General features: G+C 54.1%; 20 protein-coding genes and 3 tRNA genes. 10 read left to right on the forward strand and 13 right to left on the reverse strand.

Features of this window, described 5'->3' with window-relative positions:
* Positions 1 to 17 precede the first annotated feature (17 nt).
* Together mazG and relA are read right to left on the reverse strand one after the other, a co-directional pair.
* On the reverse strand, positions 18 to 800 hold the full coding sequence (mazG, locus tag WH279_RS11260) for a nucleoside triphosphate pyrophosphohydrolase (RefSeq protein ID WP_339456622.1): 783 nt from the start codon (positions 798 to 800) through the stop codon (positions 18 to 20).
* Between the two features lie 87 nt (positions 801 to 887).
* A complete protein-coding gene (gene relA / locus WH279_RS11265; protein ID WP_339456624.1) occupies positions 888 to 3,122 on the reverse strand; it encodes a GTP diphosphokinase in 2,235 nt (744 codons plus the stop codon).
* 589 nt (positions 3,123 to 3,711) lie between these two features.
* Between relA and barA the strand changes: the two genes are divergently transcribed.
* Positions 3,712 to 6,438: a two-component sensor histidine kinase BarA gene (gene barA, locus WH279_RS11270; protein WP_339456626.1), complete on the forward strand. Its 2,727-nt coding sequence runs from the start codon at positions 3,712 to 3,714 to the stop codon at positions 6,436 to 6,438.
* 49 nt (positions 6,439 to 6,487) lie between these two features.
* On the opposite strand, the gene WH279_RS11275 is transcribed toward barA, so the two are convergent.
* From WH279_RS11275 to syd, 4 genes are all read right to left on the reverse strand, one after another.
* A complete protein-coding gene (locus tag WH279_RS11275; RefSeq protein ID WP_133846054.1) occupies positions 6,488 to 6,937 on the reverse strand; it encodes a flavodoxin in 450 nt (149 codons plus the stop codon).
* A gap of 22 nt (positions 6,938 to 6,959) precedes the next feature.
* A complete protein-coding gene (gene truC, locus WH279_RS11280; RefSeq protein WP_339456628.1) occupies positions 6,960 to 7,739 on the reverse strand; it encodes a tRNA pseudouridine(65) synthase TruC in 780 nt (259 codons plus the stop codon).
* Positions 7,739 to 8,065, reverse strand: coding sequence for a YqcC family protein (locus tag WH279_RS11285; RefSeq protein ID WP_200643193.1), 327 nt, complete (start codon positions 8,063 to 8,065; stop codon positions 7,739 to 7,741). The genes truC and WH279_RS11285 overlap by 1 nt, the downstream gene beginning before the upstream one ends.
* Positions 8,066 to 8,673: 608 nt before the next feature.
* Entirely contained in the window at positions 8,674 to 9,225 is a 552-nt protein-coding gene (gene syd / locus WH279_RS11290; protein WP_339456631.1) for a SecY-interacting protein, read from the reverse strand.
* Positions 9,226 to 9,342: 117 nt separating this feature from the next.
* Here syd and queF point away from each other — a divergent pair, with 117 nt between their 5' ends.
* From queF to xni, 3 genes are all read left to right on the forward strand, one after another.
* Entirely contained in the window at positions 9,343 to 10,188 is an 846-nt protein-coding gene (gene queF, locus WH279_RS11295) for an NADPH-dependent 7-cyano-7-deazaguanine reductase QueF (RefSeq protein WP_200643191.1), read from the forward strand.
* 148 nt (positions 10,189 to 10,336) lie between these two features.
* Positions 10,337 to 11,701 carry a nucleotide 5'-monophosphate nucleosidase PpnN gene (ppnN, locus tag WH279_RS11300; protein WP_171149562.1) on the forward strand — a complete coding sequence of 455 codons (1,365 nt, stop codon included), beginning with the start codon at positions 10,337 to 10,339 and terminating at the stop codon, positions 11,699 to 11,701.
* Between the two features lie 32 nt (positions 11,702 to 11,733).
* Entirely contained in the window at positions 11,734 to 12,483 is a 750-nt protein-coding gene (gene xni, locus WH279_RS11305) for a flap endonuclease Xni (RefSeq protein ID WP_339456637.1), read from the forward strand.
* A 52-nt stretch (positions 12,484 to 12,535) separates the two neighbouring features.
* Here xni and rlmM read toward each other — a convergent pair whose 3' ends face one another.
* The 4 genes from rlmM to WH279_RS11325 all read right to left on the reverse strand — a co-directional run bounded on the left by rlmM (position 12,536) and on the right by WH279_RS11325 (position 15,596).
* Complete coding sequence (gene rlmM / locus WH279_RS11310) at positions 12,536 to 13,636, reverse strand: 23S rRNA (cytidine(2498)-2'-O)-methyltransferase RlmM (protein WP_133846061.1); 1,101 nt, start codon at positions 13,634 to 13,636, stop codon at positions 12,536 to 12,538.
* Positions 13,629 to 14,024, reverse strand: coding sequence for a DUF423 domain-containing protein (locus WH279_RS11315; RefSeq protein ID WP_133846062.1), 396 nt, complete (start codon positions 14,022 to 14,024; stop codon positions 13,629 to 13,631). The genes rlmM and WH279_RS11315 overlap by 8 nt, the downstream gene beginning before the upstream one ends.
* Positions 14,025 to 14,108: 84 nt before the next feature.
* The gene (gcvA, locus tag WH279_RS11320; protein ID WP_133846063.1) at positions 14,109 to 15,026 is read right to left on the reverse strand and encodes a glycine cleavage system transcriptional regulator GcvA; all 918 of its coding nucleotides are present in this window, start codon (positions 15,024 to 15,026) and stop codon (positions 14,109 to 14,111) included.
* A gap of 345 nt (positions 15,027 to 15,371) precedes the next feature.
* Positions 15,372 to 15,596 (reverse strand): YgdI/YgdR family lipoprotein, encoded by a 225-nt coding sequence (locus tag WH279_RS11325; RefSeq protein ID WP_200643189.1) that lies wholly within the window; start codon positions 15,594 to 15,596, stop codon positions 15,372 to 15,374.
* 220 nt (positions 15,597 to 15,816) lie between these two features.
* Here WH279_RS11325 and csdA point away from each other — a divergent pair, with 220 nt between their 5' ends.
* Together csdA and csdE are read left to right on the forward strand one after the other, a co-directional pair.
* Positions 15,817 to 17,019 carry a cysteine desulfurase CsdA gene (csdA, locus tag WH279_RS11330; RefSeq protein WP_200643188.1) on the forward strand — a complete coding sequence of 401 codons (1,203 nt, stop codon included), beginning with the start codon at positions 15,817 to 15,819 and terminating at the stop codon, positions 17,017 to 17,019.
* A 2-nt stretch (positions 17,020 to 17,021) separates the two neighbouring features.
* Complete coding sequence (gene csdE / locus WH279_RS11335) at positions 17,022 to 17,465, forward strand: cysteine desulfurase sulfur acceptor subunit CsdE (protein WP_339456639.1); 444 nt, start codon at positions 17,022 to 17,024, stop codon at positions 17,463 to 17,465.
* Positions 17,466 to 17,493: 28 nt separating this feature from the next.
* Here the strand turns inward: csdE and tcdA are convergent, their stop codons facing one another.
* Positions 17,494 to 18,297, reverse strand: coding sequence for a tRNA cyclic N6-threonylcarbamoyladenosine(37) synthase TcdA (gene tcdA / locus WH279_RS11340; RefSeq protein WP_339456640.1), 804 nt, complete (start codon positions 18,295 to 18,297; stop codon positions 17,494 to 17,496).
* A 58-nt stretch (positions 18,298 to 18,355) separates the two neighbouring features.
* Entirely contained in the window at positions 18,356 to 19,504 is a 1,149-nt protein-coding gene (gene mltA / locus WH279_RS11345; protein ID WP_339456641.1) for a murein transglycosylase A, read from the reverse strand.
* Between the two features lie 206 nt (positions 19,505 to 19,710).
* On the opposite strand from mltA, the gene WH279_RS11350 reads away from it, so the two are divergent.
* From WH279_RS11350 to WH279_RS11360, 3 genes are all read left to right on the forward strand, one after another.
* Positions 19,711 to 19,787, forward strand: a tRNA-Met gene (locus tag WH279_RS11350).
* Between the two features lie 76 nt (positions 19,788 to 19,863).
* Positions 19,864 to 19,940: transfer RNA gene (locus tag WH279_RS11355), tRNA-Met, on the forward strand.
* Positions 19,941 to 19,988: 48 nt separating this feature from the next.
* Positions 19,989 to 20,065, forward strand: a tRNA-Met gene (locus WH279_RS11360).
* 85 nt (positions 20,066 to 20,150) lie between these two features.
* Here WH279_RS11360 and amiC read toward each other — a convergent pair.
* The gene (gene amiC, locus WH279_RS11365) at positions 20,151 to 21,398 is read right to left on the reverse strand and encodes an N-acetylmuramoyl-L-alanine amidase AmiC (RefSeq protein WP_133846069.1); all 1,248 of its coding nucleotides are present in this window, start codon (positions 21,396 to 21,398) and stop codon (positions 20,151 to 20,153) included.
* Between the two features lie 231 nt (positions 21,399 to 21,629).
* On the opposite strand from amiC, the gene argA reads away from it, so the two are divergent.
* On the forward strand, positions 21,630 to 22,985 hold the full coding sequence (gene argA / locus WH279_RS11370) for an amino-acid N-acetyltransferase (RefSeq protein WP_200643185.1): 1,356 nt from the start codon (positions 21,630 to 21,632) through the stop codon (positions 22,983 to 22,985).
* Positions 22,986 to 23,057: the final 72 nt, after the last annotated feature.

Below are 23,057 nucleotides of genomic sequence, written 5' to 3' on the forward strand. Positions count from 1 at the left end.
TGAATCGTGTCAGCCAATTATTCCTGAGATTTCACAACCTGCCATGCGGCCTCCATCTGTTCGAGGGTCGCCTGCTGCATTTCCATCCCCCCTGCGGCAATAATTTGCTCAACCTGGCGAAAACGACGTTCAAACTTGGTATTGGCTTTCTGTAGGGCGGTTTCGGCTTTACTGCCGAGGTGCCGTGACAGGTTAACCGTGGCAAACAGCAGATCGCCAATCTCTTCTTCCAGCTTGTCCTGATCGATGACCGCCTGTTGCGCTTCATGCATCACTTCATCTATCTCTTCATGCACTTTATCGAGCACTGGCCCAATCGTGGTCCAGTCGAAGCCCACGTGACTGCAACGCTTCTGGATTTTGTGAGCACGCATCAGAGCAGGCAAGGCCTGCGGGATATCATCCAGCGCCGAATGCTGTGCTTTTCCGGCACGCTCATCGCTTTTAATTTTTTCCCAGTTGGCCAACACCTCAGCACTGTCGCTGACCTGTGCACCGGCAAAGATATGCGGATGGCGGCGCTCCAGTTTATCGCTGATCGCATTGCAGATATCGTCGAAGTTAAAGCGCCCCTCTTCCTGCGCCATCTGAGCGTAGAACACCACCTGGAACAGGAGATCACCCAGCTCACCGCGCAGATCGTCAAAATCGGCGCGGTTAATCGCGTCAATCACTTCATAGGTTTCTTCGAGGGTATAAGGGGCGATGGAGGCAAAGGTCTGCTGGCGGTCCCACGGGCAGCCGTGTTCCGGATCGCGCAGGGTTTTCATGATGCCCAGCAGGCGATCGAGAGAAGTCATAGTGTATTCCATGTTGAATTGGGAGGGCGCCGCATGCGTCGCCCCTACGATCGAACCGGGCACCAGGGGCGGGTATGCCCGGCCCGGTTAATGCAATCTCTTAGCGTCGATGATATCCGGGACCTGGTTAAGCCGTGCAATCACCCGGCTCAATACCTGTTGGTTATAGATCTCAATATCCATATCGATCGTCGCCAGCTGCTTTTTGGTGTCGCTGTGGCTGGAGACGCCCAGCACGTTCACTTTTTCATTGGCCAGGATGGTCGTGATATCGCGCAACAGGCCGCTGCGATCGTTCGCGGTAACACGCACCACCAAGGAATAACCGCTGGAATAAGTCTCCCCCCAGACCGCATCGACAATACGTTCCGGTGCATGAGACATCAGATCCGCCAACTGGTCACAGTCGGCACGGTGAATCGAAATACCGCGTCCCTGGGTAATAAACCCGGTGATATCGTCACCCGGGATCGGCTGGCAGCAGCGCGCAATGTGGTGCATCAGATTACCGACCCCTTCCACTACCACGCGGCCGCTCTCTTTGCTACGTGGTACGCTGTTAGAGGTTTTCTGCGTCAGTTTTTGCAGCGCTTCACGATCTTCTTCCTCAGCGCTTGGCTTGTTCAGCTTCGACTGGAGGAAGTTGCTCATCTGGTTAAGACGTATATCGCCGCCGCCGATCGCCGCCAGCAGCTCATCCAGCGTGTTGAAGTTGTAGCGCGGCAGCAGCAGCTTCTCGGCATCTTTCAGATTGATATCAAGCTGGTCCAGTTCGTTGTCGAGGATTTGACGCCCGGCAATAATATTCTTGTCACGATCCTGCTTACGGAACCAGGCATGGATCTTCGAGCGCCCCCGGCTGGTGGTGACATAGCCCAGGTTCGGGTTCAGCCAGTCGCGGCTTGGGTTCGGCTGCTTCTGAGTGATGATGTCAATCTGGTCACCCATCTGCAGCTGATAGGTGAACGGCACAATGCGCCCGCTGATTTTCGCGCCGATGCAACGGTGGCCGATATCACTGTGGATATGATAAGCAAAGTCCAGCGGTGTGGACCCGGCCGGCAGATCGACCACATCCCCTTTCGGCGTAAAGACATAAACCCGGTCGTCGAATACCTGGCTGCGTACTTCGTCGAGCAACTCGCCGCTGTCCGCCATCTCTTCCTGCCAGGTAATCAGCTTACGCAGCCAGGCAATGCGCTCTTCGTGGCCGGAAGCCCCGCGAGCGCTGCCACTGGCTGCACCTTCTTTATATTTCCAGTGCGCAGCAACGCCCAGCTCGGCATCTTCATGCATCTGGCGGGTACGAATCTGGATCTCAACGGTTTTGCCCTTTGGCCCAAGAACCACGGTATGAATGGACTGGTAGCCGTTCGGCTTAGGGTTGGCAACGTAGTCGTCAAATTCGCTCGGTATATGGCGGTACAGAGTATGGACGATACCCAGCGCGCCATAACAGTCCTGCAAACGCTCAGCCACGATGCGCACCGCGCGAACATCGAACAACTCATCAAACGATAGCGACTTTTTCTGCATCTTGCGCCAGATGCTGTAGATATGTTTTGGGCGACCATACACTTCGGCCTTCACACCCTCTTTCACAATCTCCGTGCGCAGCGACTGCACGAAGGTATCAATGTAGTCTTCCCGATCGATACGACGCTCATGCAGCAGTTTGGCAATACGTTTGTATTCGTCAGGATGCAGATAACGGAAGCAGAAGTCCTCCAGCTCCCATTTCAGCTGGCCGATACCCAGGCGGTTTGCCAGCGGAGCATAAATATTGGTGCACTCTTTGGCCGCCAGGACGCGTTCATCTTCCGGTGCATCTTTCACTTCACGCAGGTGGGCAATACGCTCCGCCAGCTTGATTACCACACAGCGGAAATCTTCCACCATCGCCAGCAGCATGCGGCGCACATTATCGACCTGCTCTGAAGCCATCGAATCATTGTGGGTGGCTTTTAACTGACGGATGGCATCCATATCGCGCACACCATGCACCAGCGAGACGATGGCTTTACCGTGCTGCTCTTCAAGAACCTGCTCGCTCACCACGTTGGCATCGGCCAGTGGGAACAGCAAAGCGGCACGCAGCGTTTCGTTGTCCATGCTGAGCATCGAGAGGATTTCCACCATCTCGACGCCACGCCACAGTAACAGGGCGGCATCAGGATGATTTTTGGTCGCTGTTTCACAATAGCGCCAGGTATCGGCCAGTCGTTCACATGACTGCTGGTTGGAGATCCCCAGACTGGTGATCCATTGGTCGAGCGCAAACTCGCCAGCTGTATTCAGATGTGCACTTCTTACCGCAACCATATCCTCTCCTGGAATAGCCTCTGTTCAGGCCCTATTTTCAGCTAAACAGCACCATGGATCTTCGCACTACATAGTGACGCCGTTGTTTTCAGATTATTTAATGCCACATTATACGCAGCCTTCACCACTAATGCTGCAACGCCTTCCACACCTGCGACATTTTCAGCCATTTTTCCTGTTGTCTGGATAAAACCGCCCATTCCAACAGAACTTTTCAGCGGCCTGTGGCGATGCAGTCGCCGTTATAGCTTAGGCTCATGCGAAAACTGTTCCAGTTTTTTAAAAAAATTATCATTCCGCGTTCCTGAACAGGAAAAACGGATACAGGCCTTTACCAGACACTATTCGCGACGTTCATGCCAATTTTCTGCCACAAAGCGTGGCGCTGAACGCTAACTTCAATCTGAAATAACGCATTATGCTGACGCTTCACGATGGGGCAACACACTATTTTTCAGGGTAGAATTTCATCATTGTTTCTTTGTGATTCACACGTCATCATTATCGGCAGGAAAATCGGGTATTGCCTGCCTCTGAACACGACGCCAGTTGGACGGCACAGAGCGAAACACCGCGCACAGGGAATATTATGACCAAATACAGCCTGCGGGCTCGAATGATGATTTTGATTCTGGCCCCCACGCTGATGATTGGGCTGCTGCTCTCCACGTTTTTCGTCGTGAACCGATATAACGAATTACAGAGCCAGCTCACCGATGCCGGGGTCAATATTATCGAACCGCTGGCGGTCTCAAGTGAATATGGCATGACCTTTCACAGCAAAGAGTCCGTGCGCCAACTGGTCAGCCTGCTGCATCGCCGCCATTCAGATATTGTGCGAGCTATTTCGGTTTTCGACGATCACAATCAGTTGTTTGTCACGTCAAACTATCATCAGACACCCGACCTGCTGCGCCTGCCGGACAACACGCCGTTAACCACTCGCTATATGAAACAGCGCCACGGCAACTCCGTGATCCTGCGTACGCCCATCCTCTCCGAAAGCTATTATCCGGACGAATCACCGGGCCAGGATGCCAAACCTAATGGTAATCCCCTCGGTTACGTCGCCATTGAACTGGATCTGCAATCCGTCAGGCTACAGCAGTATAAAGAGGTGTTTATCTCTACCCTCCTGCTATTGCTGTGCCTGTGTATTGCCATGCTGTTTGCCTACCGCCTGATGCGCGATGTGACCGGGCCGATCCGCAATATGGTGAGTACCGTTGACCGCATCCGCCGGGGCCAGCTCGACAGCCGCGTAGAAGGGCATATGCTGGGTGAACTCGATGTGCTGAAAAACGGCATCAACTCAATGGCCATGTCGCTTACCGCCTATCACGAAGAGATGCAGCAGAATATCGACCAGGCCACCTCTGACTTACGTGAAACGCTGGAACAGATGGAGATCCAAAACGTCGAGTTGGATCTGGCGAAAAAACGCGCCCAGGAAGCTGCGCGCATCAAATCAGAGTTCCTCGCCAATATGTCACATGAGCTGCGCACGCCGTTGAACGGCGTGATTGGCTTTACCCGCCAGACGCTCAAAACCACATTGAATTCCACCCAGCGCGATTATCTTCATACCATTGAACGATCGGCAAATAATCTGTTAAGCATCATTAACGATGTGCTCGACTTCTCAAAACTGGAAGCCGGTAAATTAATACTGGAGACCATCCCCTTCCCACTGCGTGCCACGCTGGATGAAGTGGTGGTTCTGCTGGCGCAGTCCGCACACGAAAAAGGACTGGAGCTGACGCTTAATATCCAGAGTGACGTGCCGGATAACGCCATTGGCGATCCGCTGCGCATGCAGCAAATTATTGTCAACCTGCTGGGCAACGCGATCAAGTTCACCGAACGCGGCAATATCGATATTCGCGTAGAAAAGCGCGCCCTGAGTAATAACCGCATGGAGCTGGAAGTTCAGATTCATGACAGCGGCATCGGGATTTCCGAGAAGCAGCAATCGCAGCTGTTCCAGGCGTTCCGTCAGGCGGATGCCAGTATTTCGCGCCGTCACGGCGGCACCGGACTGGGTCTGGTGATCACTCAGAAACTGGTTAATGAAATGGGCGGCGAAATCTCATTCCACAGCCGCCTCAATCACGGCTCCACCTTCTGGTTCCACGTTAACCTGGCCCTGAATCCAAACGCCGCCAGTGATCCGCGGGTGATGGATTGTATCGAAGGCCAGCGCATGGCTTATGTCGAACCTAACGCCACGGCTGCGAAAGCGCTGATGGAGATGCTGGCCGCAACGCCAATGAAGATCAGTTACAGCCCGTCACTGAGTGAACTTCCGGAAGCACACTATGATGTGCTGCTGATGGGCGTTCCGGTCGCTGACCCGCAAAATCTTGAGATCACCGGAGAACAGCTGACACCCATCCTGCAACGTGCTAACAGCGTCATTATGGCTCTGCCATTCCAGATGCAGGTTTATGCGGAAGAGCTCAAAGCACGCGGTGTGACGGCCTGTCTGATTAAACCGATATCCATGACACGTCTGATCCCCGTTCTGGTTGACCATCACCATCGCGAGGCCCTGCCGCTTGCCGAACGGCATCGTCTGCCGCTGCGCGTGATGGCGGTGGATGATAACCCGGCCAACCTGAAGCTGATTGGTGCATTGCTGGAAGAACAGGTCGCACATATTGTGCTGTGTGACAGTGGTGAAGCGGCGATTAATCAGGCGCGTCATCAGCATCTGGATATTATTTTAATGGATATTCAGATGCCAGAGATCGACGGCATTCGTGCCAGTGAAGCCATTCGTACCCTGCCACAGCATGCCAATACACCGATAGTGGCGGTCACGGCGCATGCACTGGATGGCGAAAGGGAACAGCTGATCAAAGCCGGGATGAACGATTACCTCGCCAAACCTATCGATGAGCAGAAACTGAGTCGACTGCTGGCACGCTATTCACCGGGCGGGCAACGTATGCCGCTGCCGGTCATTGAAGTACCGGCGTCCCTTGACTGGGCACTCGCGTTACGTCAGGCGGCGAATAAACCCGATCTGGCACGCGATTTGTTGCAGATGCTGGTGGATTTCTTACCGGAAGTTCAGATGCTGATAGAGCAATATATGACGGAGAATAATACAACTTCACTGCGCGATATCATCCATAAACTGCATGGTAGCGCCAGCTACAGCGGAGTACCACGCATGAAGCAACTCTGCCTGGCACTGGAACAAAGCCTGCGTCAGAGTGAGGATATCACTCAGGTAGAGCCTGAATTGTTTGAGCTGTTAGATGAGATGCAGAACGTGGCACGACTGGCAAAGGAACGGCTGAAACTGTAGGTTAGGAATCCGTCGCGAAGCGGGCCTGCGCTGCAGACCCGCTCGTCAATTAGGCGATGAGCTTAGCCCACTGCTCAACCCACGGAGAGGTGACCTCTTCCGGCTCCGGATTTTCCGTGGCATCCACCAGCAGCATCTCACCCACGCGGATAGCACTTTGATCCTGTAACAGGTCAGCAAATTTTTTGCCGCCGCCGCAGAACTCATCATAGCTGCTATCGCCCAGCGCGATAATGCCGTAACGCAGCTCAGGCTGGTAACCCAACTTATCTTTGATGCCAGCGTAAAGGGAAGCAATGCTGTCCGGCAGATCGCCTTGTCCAGTGGTTGACGTGATCACCAGCACGGCTTTCTGCGCATAGTGCTGCCAGTCTTCCAACGTGGGATCTTCAAAAATCTTCACCTGATGGCCCGCCGCAACCAGCAGTGGTTCAGCCTCTTCGGCCACCAACAGGGCATTACCGTAAACGGTGCCAACAAAAATGCCTACCTCAGCCATGCTCTTCTCCATTTTGGAATGCTTATCGTTGTTCACTATCCTGCGGGCTTTCCGTCGCGAACTCAACCCGTGGAATATCAGGGAGACAGTGCTGCCAGTCGAACTGCGTCATCGCCGTTTGCCAGACGTCATCCAGCCCGGCACGCAGCACCAATGGCGCCTGGGTTACCGGGTGCGCCAGGCACAGTTCGCTGGCGTGCAGCATAAGTCGGTTCATGCCGAAGTTTGCCGCGGCACTGCGATTCTGCTTCAAATCGCCATGAGCGCTGTCACCGATAATCGGGTGGCGCAGATGGGTCATATGACGACGTAACTGATGCTTACGCCCGGATTCCGGTTTCATCTCTACCAGTGAATAGCGCGAGGTTTGATAAGGGCCGACGGGCACGGGCAGTTCGGCGGTTGCCAGCCCACGCCAGTGGGTGACGGCCGACTGCGGCGCTTTTTCAGGCTGGCTAAACTTATCCGCAATTTTGTCCAGTTCTTCGGTCAGCGCATAGTCCAGTACCTCATCACCTTCCAGCCAGCCGCGTACAACGGCATGATAGGTTTTCTGCAACTGATGCTGTTCGAACTGTTCTGACAATAAACGCGCCACGTCACTCGACAGCGCCATCAGCAGTACGCCGGACGTTGGCCGATCCAACCGATGCACGGTAAACACGTGCCGGCCAATCTGGTCCCGTACTGTTTGCATCACAAAACGGGTTTCATGGCGATCCAGCCAACTGCGGTGAACCAGCCAGCCGGACGGCTTATTCACCGCCACCAGCCACTGATCCTGATAGATAATCTCCAGCATCAGTTTTCTGACTCAAATAACTGGTCAAAGGCATTTAAACGGTGCAACAGTTGCGCACGCTCCGGGATCTCACCTTCCAGCCACACTTCATAGTAAGGCGCTATCGCCAACGTTGTCGGCAGCGGCGCACCGGCATCCAGCAGCGCCTGCATGCGCGGCAGGAATATCCATTGCAGCCATTGTAATGGCGTCATGGTATCGACGCAGAAAGGTTCTGTGCTGGCAAACGCCTCACTATTTGGGGCAATAGCCTGCCATAAACCCGCCTGTTTAAGCTGCGTTTCAATGGCCAGCAACCGTTCCTGAACCTGTTGTTCACGGCTCATGAGCAACCTCCTGATTAAGCGTTGGGGATAAAGGGCGGAAAGCATAGCATCCGCACCGTGCCGGGTAAAAATTTCAACGAAAAAAGGGGCACTGTATATACAGTGCCCCTGGTCCGTTTGCAGCGTTCCAGCTACATTTATGCTCCCTGCTCATCCTTGAAAACTATTCCTGACACTCTCCATAGCGTGCACCTTCCTGATGCGAATCCTTTGACGTCCATGATCACCGACTACCTTGTTCGGTCCACATTCTCCGTCCTGGAGGTGTCCTTTACCTCTCCCTGAGGTTTCCACGCTTCATCCGGAAGCCTTTCCCTGATACGTCATCCTGACGGGTCCAACTCATTCCATGAGCACATCGTCCTGATGTTCGTTCAACCCTGACTGTCCTTTGCTATGGGTGCTATTTTGCCTGTTCAGCATAAGCAAACAAGACACCCGTGCCAGTTTTTTACGCATCTCACAGGCGGGTTATCACAAGCAATACCCTAACGTGATGATCTACAATATTTTTACAATTAGGACGATTGATATGTCTGCATCAAGGGGATGCGATCTCTCACAGAGCACGTGAGACATCTCGCACAGAATGAACGGACAAACTCTCATCAACGTTCGCTAAGGGGTTGTAAAGAAATAAGAAAACTCTCAATTGAAGGAGAGATAATTTGCCGCTTTTGGGTTCCTAATTGCTCAATAATCACTTCACCATTGAGATTACAAACCGACACCACCTCCAGTTCAGACTCCGTAGTGGCAATAAACAGAGTAGGAGAGTGTTTAAGACGACGCTTCATCACCAGGTGCCCAATCAGATTTTCCTGCACGCGCACAAAATCGTCTTCACTCCACACCTGTACCAAAGACACCCGGTGTCCGGCATAAGTTCCCATCATGTCACCGGCAAATTGTGCGGTATAGAATCCGGTGATCGAGGGCTGCAAGCTGATATCCAGTGCACGTTCAACAGCATCCAGGTTTTTTGCCAGCGTAAACGGCTGTGGCTGCCACCAGACTTCGTCATTATGGGTGGCGATGACACAAGGCGAGGGAATGCCGTACAGATCGGCGCTCGCCGGAGCATGGCCATGCTGCTGCTGCCACAGATCGCAATAGCGCTGGCTAAAATCGCGTAAGGCCTGGGAGGTTTCTTCGATCATTATTTTTTCACTCTTTGCTGGCTGGGTTACACTGACAACCTGGTGTGCACATCGGTACACGACACTCTTCAAGCTGCCTGCCACGGCGGGCACCCTAAAGTAACACAAGGTAACACCATGTCTTCATACGACCATCACCAGGCACTGGAAGGCCTGACTCTGGGGAAACCCACAGAATATCACGACAGCTACCAACCTGAGCTGTTACAGGCTGTCCCGCGTAGCCTGAACCGCGAACCGCTGGGCCTGTATCCCGATAATCTTCCGTTCAACGGTGCGGATATCTGGACGCTGTACGAACTGTCCTGGCTGAACAGTAAAGGACTGCCGCAGGTGGCGCTGGGTGAAGTCACTCTGGATGCCGGCAGCGTCAATCTTATTGAATCCAAAAGTTTTAAACTGTATCTGAACAGTTTTAATCAAACGCAATTTGCCAACTGGGGTGACGTCCGTCAGACGCTGGAACGCGATCTCAGTGCCTGCGCTGCGGGTAAAGTTAGCGTTGCGCTATTCCGCCTGCAAGAGATTGAAGGCCAGCCTATCGGCCGTTTCAACGGCGAATGCATTGATGAGCAGGACATTGTGATTGATCACTATCAGTTCAATGCCGACTATCTGCGCGATGCCACCAGCAACGAACGCGTTGAGGAGCAACTGGTCAGTCACCTGCTCAAATCTAACTGTCTGATCACTAACCAGCCGGACTGGGGGTCAGTGCAGATCAGTTATCGTGGCCCGCGTATTCAGCGCGAGGCACTGCTCCGTTATCTGGTCTCATTCCGCCATCATAATGAGTTCCACGAACAGTGCGTCGAACGCATCTTTAACGATATTCTTCGTTACTGCCAGCCGGAGAGTCTGACCGTTTATGCCCGCTATACGCGGCGTGGTGGTCTGGATATCAATCCCTGGCGTACCAACGATAAGTTTGTCGCCAGCCGTTCAAGACTGGTCCGTCAGTAAATCGCCGATCGCAACGTTAAGCTATTGTTAAATATCAATGGAAAAGGCTACTCTGACAATGGGCAGCGACAGCGGCCCAGGGACATTTTGCTTTTGTGATCGTCACATCACGGAGTTACTGCACCCCTGCGGGTGTAAAGGAGTTCACTTGATTACACATGTCAGCCCTCTCGGCTCAATGGACCTGCTTTCACAGCTCGAAGTCGATATGCTGAAGCGCACGGCCAGCAGCGACCTCTACCAGTTATTCCGTAACTGCTCACTTGCCGTGCTGAATTCAGGCAGTCAAACCGACAGTAGCCACGAACTGCTTTCCCGCTTCGAAAGCTTTGATATTAACGTGCTGCGCCGTGAGCGCGGCGTCAAACTGGAACTGATCAACCCGCCAGAAGAGGCATTTGTTGACGGGCGAATTATTCGTGCGCTTCAGGCTAACCTGTTTGCCGTTCTGCGCGACATCTTGTTCCTCAACGGCCAGATCGATAACGCCGGGCGCTTCCAGCAGTTGAAAGCGGAAGATCCCGTTCATATCACCAACCTGGTCTTCTCTATCCTGCGTAACGCGCGTGCGCTGCACGTGGGGGAAGAGCCCAATACCGTGGTGTGCTGGGGGGGTCACTCAATCAACGCCGTTGAATACCAATACTGCCGCAACGTTGGCTCCCAGCTTGGCTTACGTGAACTGAATATTTGCACCGGCTGCGGGCCGGGTGTAATGGAAGCACCGATGAAAGGGGCGGCAGTGGGCCACGCCCAGCAGCGCTACAGAGATAGCCGTTTCATCGGTCTGACCGAACCCTCGATCATTGCTGCCGAACCGCCTAACCCGCTGGTGAACGAACTGATCATCATGCCCGATATCGAAAAACGCCTGGAAGCGTTTGTGCGTATCGCCCACGGCATTATCATCTTCCCCGGCGGGGTCGGAACAGCTGAGGAGCTGCTCTATCTGCTGGGTATCCTGATGAACCCACACAACCATGACCAGGTTCTGCCGCTGATCCTCACCGGACCAAAAGAGAGTGCCGACTACTTCCGCGTGCTGGATGAGTTTATTGTCAGTACCCTGGGGGATGACGCGCGCAAGCACTACACCATCATTATTGATGATGCGGCCGAAGTGGCTCGTCTGATGAAAAAAGCGATGCCGAAAGTGAAAGAGTATCGCCGCGAAACCGGTGATGCTTACAGCTTCAACTGGGCACTACGCATTGCGCCCGACCTGCAAATGCCGTTTATGCCAAGCCATGAAAATATGGCAAACCTCAATCTGTCTCCCGAACAGCCTGCCGAACAGCTGGCAGCTGCACTGCGCCGGGCGTTCTCCGGCATCGTGGCCGGTAACGTGAAAGATGTGGGCATCAAGGCCATCAAAGAGAAAGGGCCGTACAAACTGCACGGTGACCCGGAAATCATGCGTCGCATGGATGATCTGCTGCAAGGATTTGTCGCGCAGCACCGTATGAAGCTGCCGGGCAGCGCGTATATCCCCTGTTACGAAATCATTAAGTAAAGAGCGGCCTGCGGGCCGCTCAGGGTTATCTGATGATACATCTGTTAATTATCGATGCGCTGAATCTGATTCGGCGCATTCATGCGGTTCAGGGTTCCCCTTGCCAGGAAACCTGCCTGAATGCCCTGCAACAATTGTTGCTCCACACACGCCCAACGCACGCCGTGGCCGTTTTTGATGATGATGATCGCAGCGACAGCTGGCGCCATCAGATCCTGCCTGATTACAAAGCGGGACGTTCACCGATGCCGGATGCCCTGCGTGACGAAATGCCGTTGCTCCGGGCTGCCTTTGCCAGTATTGGCGTAGCCAGCTGGCACTCAAAAGGCGATGAAGCTGACGATCTGGCCGCGACGCTGGCCAGCAAGGTCGCCTCCGCAGGCCATCAGGCGACGATTGTGTCGACCGACAAAGGCTACTGTCAGTTGCTGGCACCCACTATCCAAATCCGTGATTACTTCCAAAAACGCTGGCTGGATGTGCCTTTTATTGCCGCAGAATTTGGTGTGGCTCCGGCACAGCTGACCGATTACTGGGGACTGGCGGGGATCAGCAGCAGCAAAATCCCCGGCGTTGCGGGCATTGGGGCCAAAAGTGCCAGCCAGCTACTGCAACAGTTCGGCAGTCTGGCGCAGATTTATCAGCAGTTGGATCACGTACCGGAAAAATGGCGCAAAAAACTGGCCGAACATCAGCAGATGGCGGAAATCTGTCAGCAGGTGGCAACGCTTAAAACGGATTTAGTGCTGGAAGGGAATCTGAAGGATCTGCGTTTGCCATAGGGTCGGGCTCGTTTAACAACGGGCGAGGCATGCCTCGCCCCTACATTCTGGATTATTTTTCGTCACGGCGGCCCGGCGCAGCGCTCCAGATCCGGCGGATATGTACCGTCACTTCTTCGCGATCGTGATAAAGCTGACGCGCCTGAATCTGTGCATTAATGCCATTTTCTTTCAGCTTTTCGTCGATCATCGCCAGGTTCTGCGAGACCTCTTCATAGCGTTTTTTCATCGGCAGCTTAAGGTTAAAGATCGCCTCACGACACCAGCCATTCACCAGCCAGTCCGCCATCAGATTTGCCACTCGCACCGGTTTTTCTACCATGTCGCAGACCACCCAATAGTTATTGCTCCGCGTTGGGCGATATTTGAAGCCGTCTTCACGCTGATGGAACACCTGCCCGGTATCCATCAGGCTCGGTGCCATCGGACCGTTATCTACCGCGTTAACCATCATGCTGCGCTGCACAAGCTGATAGGTCCAGCCGCCAGGACAAGCCCCCAGGTCCACTGCCCACATCCCGCTGGCCAGGCGCTCATCCCACTCATCGGCAGGAATAAACACATGGAAAGCCTCTTCCAGCTTGAGCGTGGAGCGGCTTGGCGCATCGGAAGGGAACTTCAGGCGCGGAATGCCCATAAATAGCGCGGAATTATTCTGCGGCAGGGAATACCCTACATAACAGCAGCCGGAAGCGATAAAGAACACGTGAACTACCGGGCGCTTATTGCTTTCGTAGTTAAGCAGAATGCCTTCTTTACGCAGGCTGGCACGCAGCGGAACGGTAAACTTACGGCAGAACTTCAGCAGCTCTTTGCTGGCATTGGTGTCCGGCACTTCAACACGCAGATCGCCGCCCTTCTCTACCACACCTGTCAGCATCCCCGCGACAGGCGAGATGCGGTCCTCGGTGGGCAGGTCACGCAGCAGTTCACCCACCACGATCATCTGGCGGGAGAAAATCAGTTCGCTAAACGGCAGCTCATTGAGCAACTTTTCTGCTTCACCCTGCTGATAGCACTCAAACAGCACGTAGGCAGAGTCATCTTTCACGCGGGCGAAACCATACACTTCGCGTTCAGCGGCTTTAGCGGTGATTTCGGCCGCACACTCTTTCTCAAAACCCTGACGGCAATACAGTAAAATTTTATTCATGGCGATCTGCCCTTTTTTTCAGACGCAGTGCGCCAACCAACATCAGAACCCACCCGATCAGGAAGCCAGTGCCGCCAATCGGGGTGATGTAAACCCATAACTTCAGGTGTGACAGCGCCAGGCAGTAAAGACTGCCGCTGAACAATACGGTACCCAGCGCTAAAAATGCGCTGCTCCAGTAAAACCAGATATTTGCACGGCGCAGCATCGCTGCTGCCATACCGAGTATCGCCAGGGTGTGAAACGCCTGATACTCCAGCCCGGTTTTGATCCAGGCCATCTCTGCGCTTCCCAGCGACTTGCTTAACACGTGGGCACCAAAGGCCCCCAGCATCACGTAGAAGAATCCACTGATGGCGGAGAAAATCAGCATTGCACGACTGGACATGACACCATCCTCTATCCGGACAGGGAGGCCCCTCCCCGTCTCTTTATCCATTACCCCTGCCGCTCGGCGGCGAAGGCATCACGGTCAGTGCTCGTAGCGAAAGCGAAATTTTTCTTGTTCGCTGGCCGCTTTTGCCAGAATCCACTGACGGAAGGCGGCTATTTTACCCAGTTCTGCCTGACTGTCATGACAAACCAGATAAAAAGCATTTTTACTGACTAATACATCATTAAACGGGCACACCAACCTGCCCGCTTCAATCTCGCTCTGCGCCATGACGTTATTAGCCAGTGCAACGCCCTGTCCATGGATCGCCGCCTGGAGCACCATGGCACTGTGGCTGAAAATCGGCCCCTGCTGCACATTAATACTGTTCAGCCCCAGTTGGCGGGTATACGCCTGCCAGTCACGGCGTGATGCATCATGCAGTAAAGTATGGCCTGCCAGTGCCGCAGGCGATGTCAGTGGGCGCTCGCCCGTTAACAGCAGCGGTGAACAGACCGGCAGCAGGTATTCCGCATAGAGTTTTTCCACCCGCAATCCCGGCCAGTTACCGCGTCCGTAGAAAATCGCCACGTCCACATCATCGGCCAGTTTCTCTTCATCGCGGTCCACGGCCTGGATACGAACATCGATTCCCGGATAAGCTGAGTTAAAGCTGGTCAGTCTTGGCACCAGCCATTGAATGGCAAAACTCGGCAGCAAACTGACCGTCAGTGCGCCTTTTGCACTGCGGGCCTGTAGCTTGCGCGTGGCATCATTCAGCGCGGTGAAAATTTCTTTAATATCGAGATAATAGCTTTGCCCTTCTTCCGTCAGGAGCAGAGAGCGATTACGTCTGCGGAACAGCTTGAGGCCCAGAAAGTCTTCCAGTGACTTGATTTGATGGCTGACAGCGGCCTGAGTCACAAACAGCTCTTCTGCCGCTCGGGTAAAACTGAGATGACGCGCAGCAGCGTCAAAAACCCGCAGCGCATTCAAAGGTGGTAAACGTTTAGACATGGTAGATGGGTACTTTTCATCAAGGCCGGGCGTTGCTGTGTTACACAGAGTTACGTATTAGTTTTTTTTATCCGAGGCATTATAAATTGTCCGTTGAGGAACTGCCAGCAAATACCTATAGTTGCGCCACTTCCTGAGCCGGAACGAAAAGTGTTTTGAAATTTGGTGCTAACGCGCGGAATTTTGAGGGGCTTTTGGCTTGTGTCGTGATGTTGTGTTTGCATTTGACCTGACGATTTTCAGGTCTGGTAGCCTGGCTACCTTTTATTCCTGTAGATTTACCCTGTCTGTCCATATTGATTGTTAATAGCACCGCCTCTCGCGGTGCTTTTTTTTGCCTGCGTTTTACTGGCCCATCTCAACCATCTCTTTGACATCAGAGCGGTTAATCTGCTGTTTTGACCCATTGGCATCTTTATAGCTGATCATCCCGGTATCATCGTCTACCATAGGTTTGCCCTCGGCAACGATAGTCCGGCCGTCATTGGTATGCATCACATAATTGCTTGAACAACCAGCCAGAGCTAATGTCATGGTACAGACTGCGATCACAGCGGCGAGCTTTTTCATTTTTATATCTCCATTATGAGAAGAAGTACCCGATGAGCTGTCAAAATAACAATAAAAAAGGGGTTAACATCCTACTAAGACAGCGCTTCTATTTGCGGGTAAACACTATAAACAGTCATAATTCAGCATAACGCGCTTTTTCAGCTTTGCCAGAAAACCACATCTCTTTCAGTCTGGTCCTAAAAAGGCACGAACCATCCCAGAGGAACGCGTAAACAGTATGACGTCATTTAACCCGCGGCAGTTTCGCCAGCAGTTCCCCGCACTCAACGATGCCACCTGCTATCTCGACAGCGCTGCCACCGCGCTAAAACCACAGGCCGTTATTGACGCCACGGAACAGTTCTATCGCCTGAGTGCGGGTACGGTCCATCGCAGCCAGTTTGCTGCCGCACAGCGCCTGACCGAACGTTATGAACAGGCCCGCACACAGGTAGCACAACTGCTGAATGCCGCCGACCACAGTATTGTCTGGACCAAAGGCACCACTGAAGCAATCAATCTGGTGGCACAAAGTTGGCTGCGTCCGCGCCTGCAAGCGGGGGATGAGATCGTGGTCAGCGAAGCGGAACACCATGCTAACCTGGTGCCCTGGCTGATGGTGGCAGAACAGACGGGTGCCCGCGTCGTCAAATGGTCGATTGGTAAAAACCGCCTGCCAGACCCCGATCTGCTCCCGGCACTGCTGAATGCACGCACACGTCTGGTGGCCGTGGGGCAAATGTCTAACGTCACTGGCGGTTGCCCTGACCTGCAACGGATCATCAGCCTTGCGCATGGCTGTGGTGCAAAAGTGATGGTCGATGGCGCCCAGGGCGTGGTGCACTGCCCTCCGGATGTACAGGCACTGGATATTGATTTTTATGCTTTTTCGGCACATAAGCTGTACGGCCCGATGGGCATTGGTGCGCTGTATGGCAAAGCCGAACGCCTGGCAGAAATGGTGCCCTGGCAGGGGGGCGGCAAGATGATAAGCAGCGTGACCTTCGAGGGATTTACCCCGCAACCCGTCCCGTGGTGCTTTGAAGCCGGTACCCCTAATGTGGCTGGCGTCATTGGCCTGAGTGCTGCGCTGGAGTGGTTAAGCCACATCGATGTAGCTGCCGCCGAGCGCTGGAGCTGTGAACTGGCAACACAGGCCGAACAGCGTCTGTCGGCACTGCCCGGTTTCCGCAGCTATCGCGCCAGCCACTCCAGCCTGCTGGCGTTTGATATTGCGGGTATCCATCACAGTGACGTCGTGATGCTACTGGCCGAAAGCGGCATTGCCGTGCGCGCCGGGCAGCACTGCGCCCAGCCGTTGCTGGCCGCCCTGGGCGTCAGCGGGACATTACGTGCCTCCTTCGCCCCTTATAATACCGTTGAAGATGTGGACGCGCTGGTCGCGGCCATGACCACCGCCCTGACGCTACTGGCAGATTAATCATGAGTTTACCGCTTATCGCTTCGCATCCCTTTGGCACACTGATTACCTCAGGCTCACTGCGGGCGCAGTTTTCCCATTACAGACAGTGGGAGGAGCGTTACCGCCAGCTGATCCTGCTGGGCAAACAGTTGCCCGCCCTGCCCGATGAACTGAGAAGTGCTGAAATTGAGCTGACCGGATGTGAAAATCGCGTCTGGCTGGGGCATCAGCTGATAGCTGACGGGCGTCTGCATTTCTTTGGCGAGAGCGAGGGACGTATTGTGCGCGGGCTGTTGGCCGTACTGCTGACGGCTGTAGAAGGTAAAACAGCGGCACAGTTACAGCAGGACGATCCGCTGGCGCTATTTGAGCAGCTGGGATTAAAAGAACAGCTGAGTGCCTCACGCAGCGCCGGATTGCAGGCGATGGCCGATGCCGTGATGCGGGCCACAACAGCGGGGTGAGGTATGCCTCACCCTCGCAAATCCGGATTTAGGCCTGACGCGCTGCTTTTGCCATCATTTTCTTCAGCACATGGGATACTGCGACAAAACCAAAGGTGGCGGTGACCATCGTTGCAGCACCAAACCCTGCCGCACAGTCCATACGCTTCGGGCCTTCTGCGGTGCTGCGTGACGCACATACCGAGCCATCCGGCTGCGGATACATCAACGCCTCGGTGGAAAACACGCAGTCGATTCCCAACTTACCTTTGCTGTTTCTGACGATATTGAAATCACTTTTAAGCCGCTCGCGCAATTTCGCCGCCAGCGGATCCTGAATGGTTTTTGCCAGATCGGCCACCTGGATCTGTGTGGGATCAATCTGCCCACCTGCGCCTCCGGTGGTCACCACCGACACTTTATTACGCCGACACCATGCCAGCAGCGCCGCTTTGGGTCGCACGCTATCAATGGCATCAACCACATAACTGAAGTCCTTCCCAATCAGCTCCGCCGTATTCTCTGGTGTAATGAAGTCATCAACACAGGTCACCCGGCATTCCGGATTGATCGCCAGCAGACGTTCAGCCATCACTTCGGTTTTCGCCCGGCCAACATTCTCTTTCAGCGCGTGAACCTGACGATTGGTGTTGGTGACGCAGACGTCGTCCATATCGATCAACGTGATCGCACCGATGCCGGTACGTACCAACGCTTCCGCCGCCCACGAACCCACCCCACCAATGCCCACCACACAGACATGCGCATCAGCAAAGAGCTGAAGCGCAGACTGACCATACAGGCGTGCCGTTCCGCCAAAGCGTTGCCGCCAGGCATCTGAAAGAACCATCATTTATATTCCTCGAAACCTATCCAAACACAGCGGGCCGCCTTCGCCGCCCGCTGCGGATTTACTGACTGACCAGTAAACCACTCTGAGAAGAACTATTCTGTGCAGAAGAGAATACCGGTGCACCGGCACCCGGGGCATTTTTCAGCACCCAGACGCGGCCGTAGTGATTAAACCAGCCCGCCATATGCCCGGCATCGGGGCCGATCCCCTGGTATATGTCGAAGTGCTGCCCTTTAATGGCCCCCCCTACATCCAGCGACACCATTATACGCATCTCATATTTGCCGGTAAATTTACCGTTGTTATCCAGCAACGGAATCTCTGCCAGCAGCGCAGTACCCGGTGGGATCAACGCACGGTCAGCCGCGACCGAGGCTTTTGCCACTAGCGGCACCGCGCTGGCGCCGCGCACGGGTGCAAAGTTCTCAGGTTTAAAGAAGACAAAGGAAGGGTTCTGCTCCAGCAGTTCGCGCACCTCAGCCGGGCTGTGCGTTTCTCCCCAATGACGGATAGCCTGCATCGACATGTCTTCGCGCTTCACTTCACCGCGGTCGATCAGAACTTTACCGATACTGCGATAAGGATGGCCATTCTTACCACCGTAGCCGAAGAACGTCAGCGGACGCCCATCCCCGTAGTCAACATAGCCGCTGCCCTGCACATCCATAATAAAGTTATCCATCAGCGAATTGCTGTAGCCCGCGATAAAGCGTTCATCCAGCGCACCACTGTAGATTTCCGCCCGGCTTGGCAGCTTCCTGCCCTTACTACGCGGTGGCATACGGTATAAAGGATACTGGAATTCACCCTGGCGGGTGTAACGCGCCTGAATCACCGGGGTGTAGTAACCGGTAAACTGAACGTTGCCATAATTGTCGGTGCCTTCCATCTGATAAGCATCCAGACCGAACTGACGCAACTGGCGAGTGTCGCCCCCGGCCATCAGCCAGCTCTCGATAGCACTATAGGTGCCGCTCTGACGCGAATACATGCCCGCAGAGGAAAAACGAATTTGAGAAACCTGGTCGGCAAAGTCTTTGCCATTCACCGGGCGCCCCTTCGCGTTGGGCTGATTGACCAGCGCCAGCGGTTGATTCAGTGTCCCATCCTTATACTGCTGCCCACGATCGGTGGGTTTCGACGAACACCCCGCCAGCAGCGCCAGCAGCGTGCCGGTCACCAGATATTTTGCCCAACCTGCTTTCATGCCTTCTTTACCTTTATACGGGAACCCTGCGCGAAGATAGCAAAGGCACCGCCATAATTAAATGCGCCTTCTGAAAAAGACCTGAGGCATTTGTGCAACATTCCAGCATCTGAGCGCAAAAATCCATCACAACCACGATTTTAGCCACTTATCTGCAAAAAGGGGTTGCAAGAAAACCCATCAGGCGTATAGTGCGCAACCACGGACGCGGGATGGAGCAGCCTGGTAGCTCGTCGGGCTCATAACCCGAAGGTCGTCGGTTCAAATCCGGCTCCCGCAACCAATTAACAGAAGTCTTTAAGATTGAGTTAAGCAGTAAAGAAGATAGTTGTCGTGATGGAAGCGACAAACCACGCGGACGCGGGATGGAGCAGTCTGGTAGCTCGTCGGGCTCATAACCCGAAGGTCGTCGGTTCAAATCCGGCTCCCGCAACCAATTATACGTCGTGGGTGGGAAGTAAAAGTTGTTAAAGCGTTAATCGGACGCGGGATGGAGCAGCCTGGTAGCTCGTCGGGCTCATAACCCGAAGGTCGTCGGTTCAAATCCGGCTCCCGCAACCAATTAAACACCCTTAAGGGTGTTTTTTTGTATCTGTCGTTTGTCCCCCTCTTCCTGAATCACAGCGGAATCCTTTCCGCCTGTTGACTATTTATGCAGTGCCAGCGGCGCACCGTTAGCAAAATACGCTTTAATCCCTGCCAGAATGGAATCCGCCACCTGATGCTGAAAACGTGTGGTGCGTAATTTACGTTCCTCTTCGATATTGCTGATAAAAGCCGTTTCTACCAGAATCGAAGGGATATCCGGTGCTTTCAGTACCGCAAAGCCTGCCTGATCCACCGTCCGCTTATGCAGATGGTTAATTTTTCCCATGCGCGACAACACCTCTTTGCCAAACTTCAGGCTGTCGTTAATCGTCAGGCTCTGCACCATATCGAACATAGTGTGGTCGAGGTAACGGTCCCCGCTCCTGCTAACCCCCCCAATCAGATCGGATTCATTCTGCGTTTGTGCCAGAAAACGGGCAGCGGTACTGGTCGCCCCTTTCGTCGACAGCGCAAACACCGATGACCCGCGTGCCGCACGGCTGGTAAACGCATCAGCATGAATCGAGATAAACAGGTCGGCACGCTGCTTGCGCGCTTTCGCCACACGTACTTTCAGGGGAATAAACACATCTTCATTGCGCGTCATATAGGCACGCATATTCGGCTGCTTATCGATCAGCGCCTTAAGTCGTCGGCCAATCTTCAGCACCACATCTTTCTCGCGCGTTTTATGCTTACCAACGGCCCCGGAGTCTTCCCCGCCGTGGCCGGGATCGATCATGATGACAATGGGACGATCCCGACCCGCCTTACCGGGAAGCGGGGCAGCCGCTGGCTGGCTGCGTTCGAGATCGCCCTTGTTGTAATCTTCCAGCAATGCCAGTAGCGGATCATCATTGTGCTGCTGCGTTTGAACCGGATAGAGATCCAGTACCAGACGATTTTTGATCCCGGCAACCGGATCGAGCGTAAAAATACGCGGCGCAACGTTTTGCTTGAGCTCCAGCACCAGCCGGACGGTGTTTTGGTCGAACTGGCCGACACGCGCATTTTTAATATAGGGGTCGTCCTGACGCACCAGATTACCCACGCTATTCAGCGCCGAATTCAGCCGGATATTGTCGATATCCACCACTACGCGATCGGGATTGCTGAGGGCAAACTGCTTATACTTAAGCGGCGTGTTGGACTCAATGGTCAGACGTGAATAGGTTGAAGAAGGCCAGAGGCGGATCGCCACCACATGGCCGCTGGCGGCCATGCCGACACGGCTGATGCTGAGTAACCAGGCTGCGCCTGCCCCTTGTAATAACCGCCGCCGGTTAAGTGAGGTTGAATCGGTCATGCCGCTCCTGATGCTTTACTGTGTTTAATAAAAAGCCAATAACAAAAATTTCGCAAAAACTTTAACGAATACACCAGGCAGTGTCACCCAAAAAAAGCGAATAAATGCAGGACATTAGCCACAGAGAAATACGGTAGCAGGTGATAAGTAAGGATAAATGCCACTTGCACCCGGACGGATAAAAGAATAAAAATACACTTTTACCGAATAATAATTCAAAGAGGGTTTGCCGTGAAGGAACGTAGTACCGAGCTGGTCCAGGGATTCCGCCATACTGTTCCCTATATCAACGCCCACCGTGGTAAAACGTTTGTCATTATGCTGGGTGGTGAAGCCATCGAGCATGAGAACTTCTCAAGCATCGTCAATGATATCGGTCTGCTGCACAGCCTGGGTATCCGCCTGGTCGTGGTGTACGGTGCCCGCCCGCAAATTGATGCCAGCCTCGCCGAGCGTAACCTCGAACCGCTCTACCATAAACATACCCGCGTTACGGATGCGCAGTCGCTGGAACTGGTGAAACAGGCCGCAGGCCGTTTGCAGCTGGATATCACTGCCCGCCTGTCGATGAGCCTCAACAACACGCCGTTACAGGGCGCACATATTAATGTGGTCAGCGGTAACTTTATTATTGCCCAGCCGCTGGGCGTGGATGACGGCGTGGACTACTGCCACAGCGGCCGTATTCGTCGTATCGATGAAGAAGCCATTCATCGCCAGCTGGACAGCGGTGCCATCGTGCTGATGGGCCCCGTTGCGGTTTCGGTCACCGGAGAGAGCTTCAACCTGACCTCTGAAGAGGTTGCCACCCAGCTGGCGATCAAACTGAAAGCTGAAAAAATGATCGGCTTCTGTTCCGAACAGGGCGTGACGAACAACGAAGGCAGTATTGTTTCCGAGCTATTCCCTAACGAAGCGCAGAAGCGTATTGAAGAGCTGGAAACCAGCGATGATTATCACTCCGGCACCGTGCGCTTCCTGCGTGGTGCCGTGAAAGCCTGCCGCAGCGGCGTGCGCCGCAGTCACCTGATTAGCTATCAGGAAGATGGTACCCTGTTGCAGGAGCTGTTCTCACGCGACGGTATCGGTACGCAGATTGTAATGGAGAGTGCCGAGCAGATCCGCCGCGCCACGATTAACGATATTGGTGGCATCCTGGAACTGATCCGCCCGCTGGAGCAGCAGGGCATTCTGGTGCGCCGCTCGCGCGAGCAGCTGGAAATGGAAATCGATAAGTTTACGATTGTTGAACGCGATAACCTGACCATCGGCTGCGCTGCGCTTTATCCATTCCCCGAAGAGCAGATCGGTGAAATGGCCTGCGTGGCAGTACACCCGGATTACCGCAGTTCGGCACGCGGCGAGGCACTGCTGGAGCGCGTAGCATTACAGGCGCGCCAGATGGGACTGAAAAAACTGTTTGTACTGACCACCCGCAGTATTCACTGGTTCCAGGAACGCGGCTTTGTGCCGGTAGATATCGAACTGCTGCCGGAAAGCAAAAAGCAGATGTACAACTATCAGCGCCGCTCCAAAGTGCTGATGGTCGACCTGCGGGAAGCTAACGCCCATACGCGACAAAGTTAATCGCGCGCCGCGCGATTAACTTGTAGGGGTCGCCCTTCTTTTCCGGTCGACCCGCCCAGCGCGCCGCGCGAA

This window comes from Erwinia sp. MYb375 (genome assembly GCF_037479175.1).
GTDB classification, from domain to species: domain Bacteria; phylum Pseudomonadota; class Gammaproteobacteria; order Enterobacterales; family Enterobacteriaceae; genus Erwinia; species Erwinia rhapontici.

Coding starts and splice junctions, on each gene's coding strand:
- relA (WP_339456624.1), bottom strand. CDS start 3,122: ATGGTTGCGGTAAGAAGTGCACATCTGAATACAGCTGGCGAGTTTGCG.
- WH279_RS11285 (WP_200643193.1), bottom strand. CDS start 8,065: ATGAGCCGTGAACAACAGGTTCAGGAACGGTTGCTGGCCATTGAAACG.
- amiC (WP_133846069.1), bottom strand. CDS start 21,398: ATGACCGATTCAACCTCACTTAACCGGCGGCGGTTATTACAAGGGGCA.
- queF (WP_200643191.1), top strand. CDS start 9,343: ATGTCTTCATACGACCATCACCAGGCACTGGAAGGCCTGACTCTGGGG.
- xni (WP_339456637.1), top strand. CDS start 11,734: ATGATACATCTGTTAATTATCGATGCGCTGAATCTGATTCGGCGCATT.
- csdE (WP_339456639.1), top strand. CDS start 17,022: ATGAGTTTACCGCTTATCGCTTCGCATCCCTTTGGCACACTGATTACC.
- mazG (WP_339456622.1), bottom strand. CDS start 800: ATGACTTCTCTCGATCGCCTGCTGGGCATCATGAAAACCCTGCGCGAT.
- syd (WP_339456631.1), bottom strand. CDS start 9,225: ATGATCGAAGAAACCTCCCAGGCCTTACGCGATTTTAGCCAGCGCTAT.
- gcvA (WP_133846063.1), bottom strand. CDS start 15,026: ATGTCTAAACGTTTACCACCTTTGAATGCGCTGCGGGTTTTTGACGCT.
- mltA (WP_339456641.1), bottom strand. CDS start 19,504: ATGAAAGCAGGTTGGGCAAAATATCTGGTGACCGGCACGCTGCTGGCG.
- WH279_RS11315 (WP_133846062.1), bottom strand. CDS start 14,024: ATGTCCAGTCGTGCAATGCTGATTTTCTCCGCCATCAGTGGATTCTTC.
- WH279_RS11275 (WP_133846054.1), bottom strand. CDS start 6,937: ATGGCTGAGGTAGGCATTTTTGTTGGCACCGTTTACGGTAATGCCCTG.
- truC (WP_339456628.1), bottom strand. CDS start 7,739: ATGCTGGAGATTATCTATCAGGATCAGTGGCTGGTGGCGGTGAATAAG.
- barA (WP_339456626.1), top strand. CDS start 3,712: ATGACCAAATACAGCCTGCGGGCTCGAATGATGATTTTGATTCTGGCC.
- rlmM (WP_133846061.1), bottom strand. CDS start 13,636: ATGAATAAAATTTTACTGTATTGCCGTCAGGGTTTTGAGAAAGAGTGT.
- WH279_RS11325 (WP_200643189.1), bottom strand. CDS start 15,596: ATGAAAAAGCTCGCCGCTGTGATCGCAGTCTGTACCATGACATTAGCT.
- csdA (WP_200643188.1), top strand. CDS start 15,817: ATGACGTCATTTAACCCGCGGCAGTTTCGCCAGCAGTTCCCCGCACTC.
- tcdA (WP_339456640.1), bottom strand. CDS start 18,297: ATGATGGTTCTTTCAGATGCCTGGCGGCAACGCTTTGGCGGAACGGCA.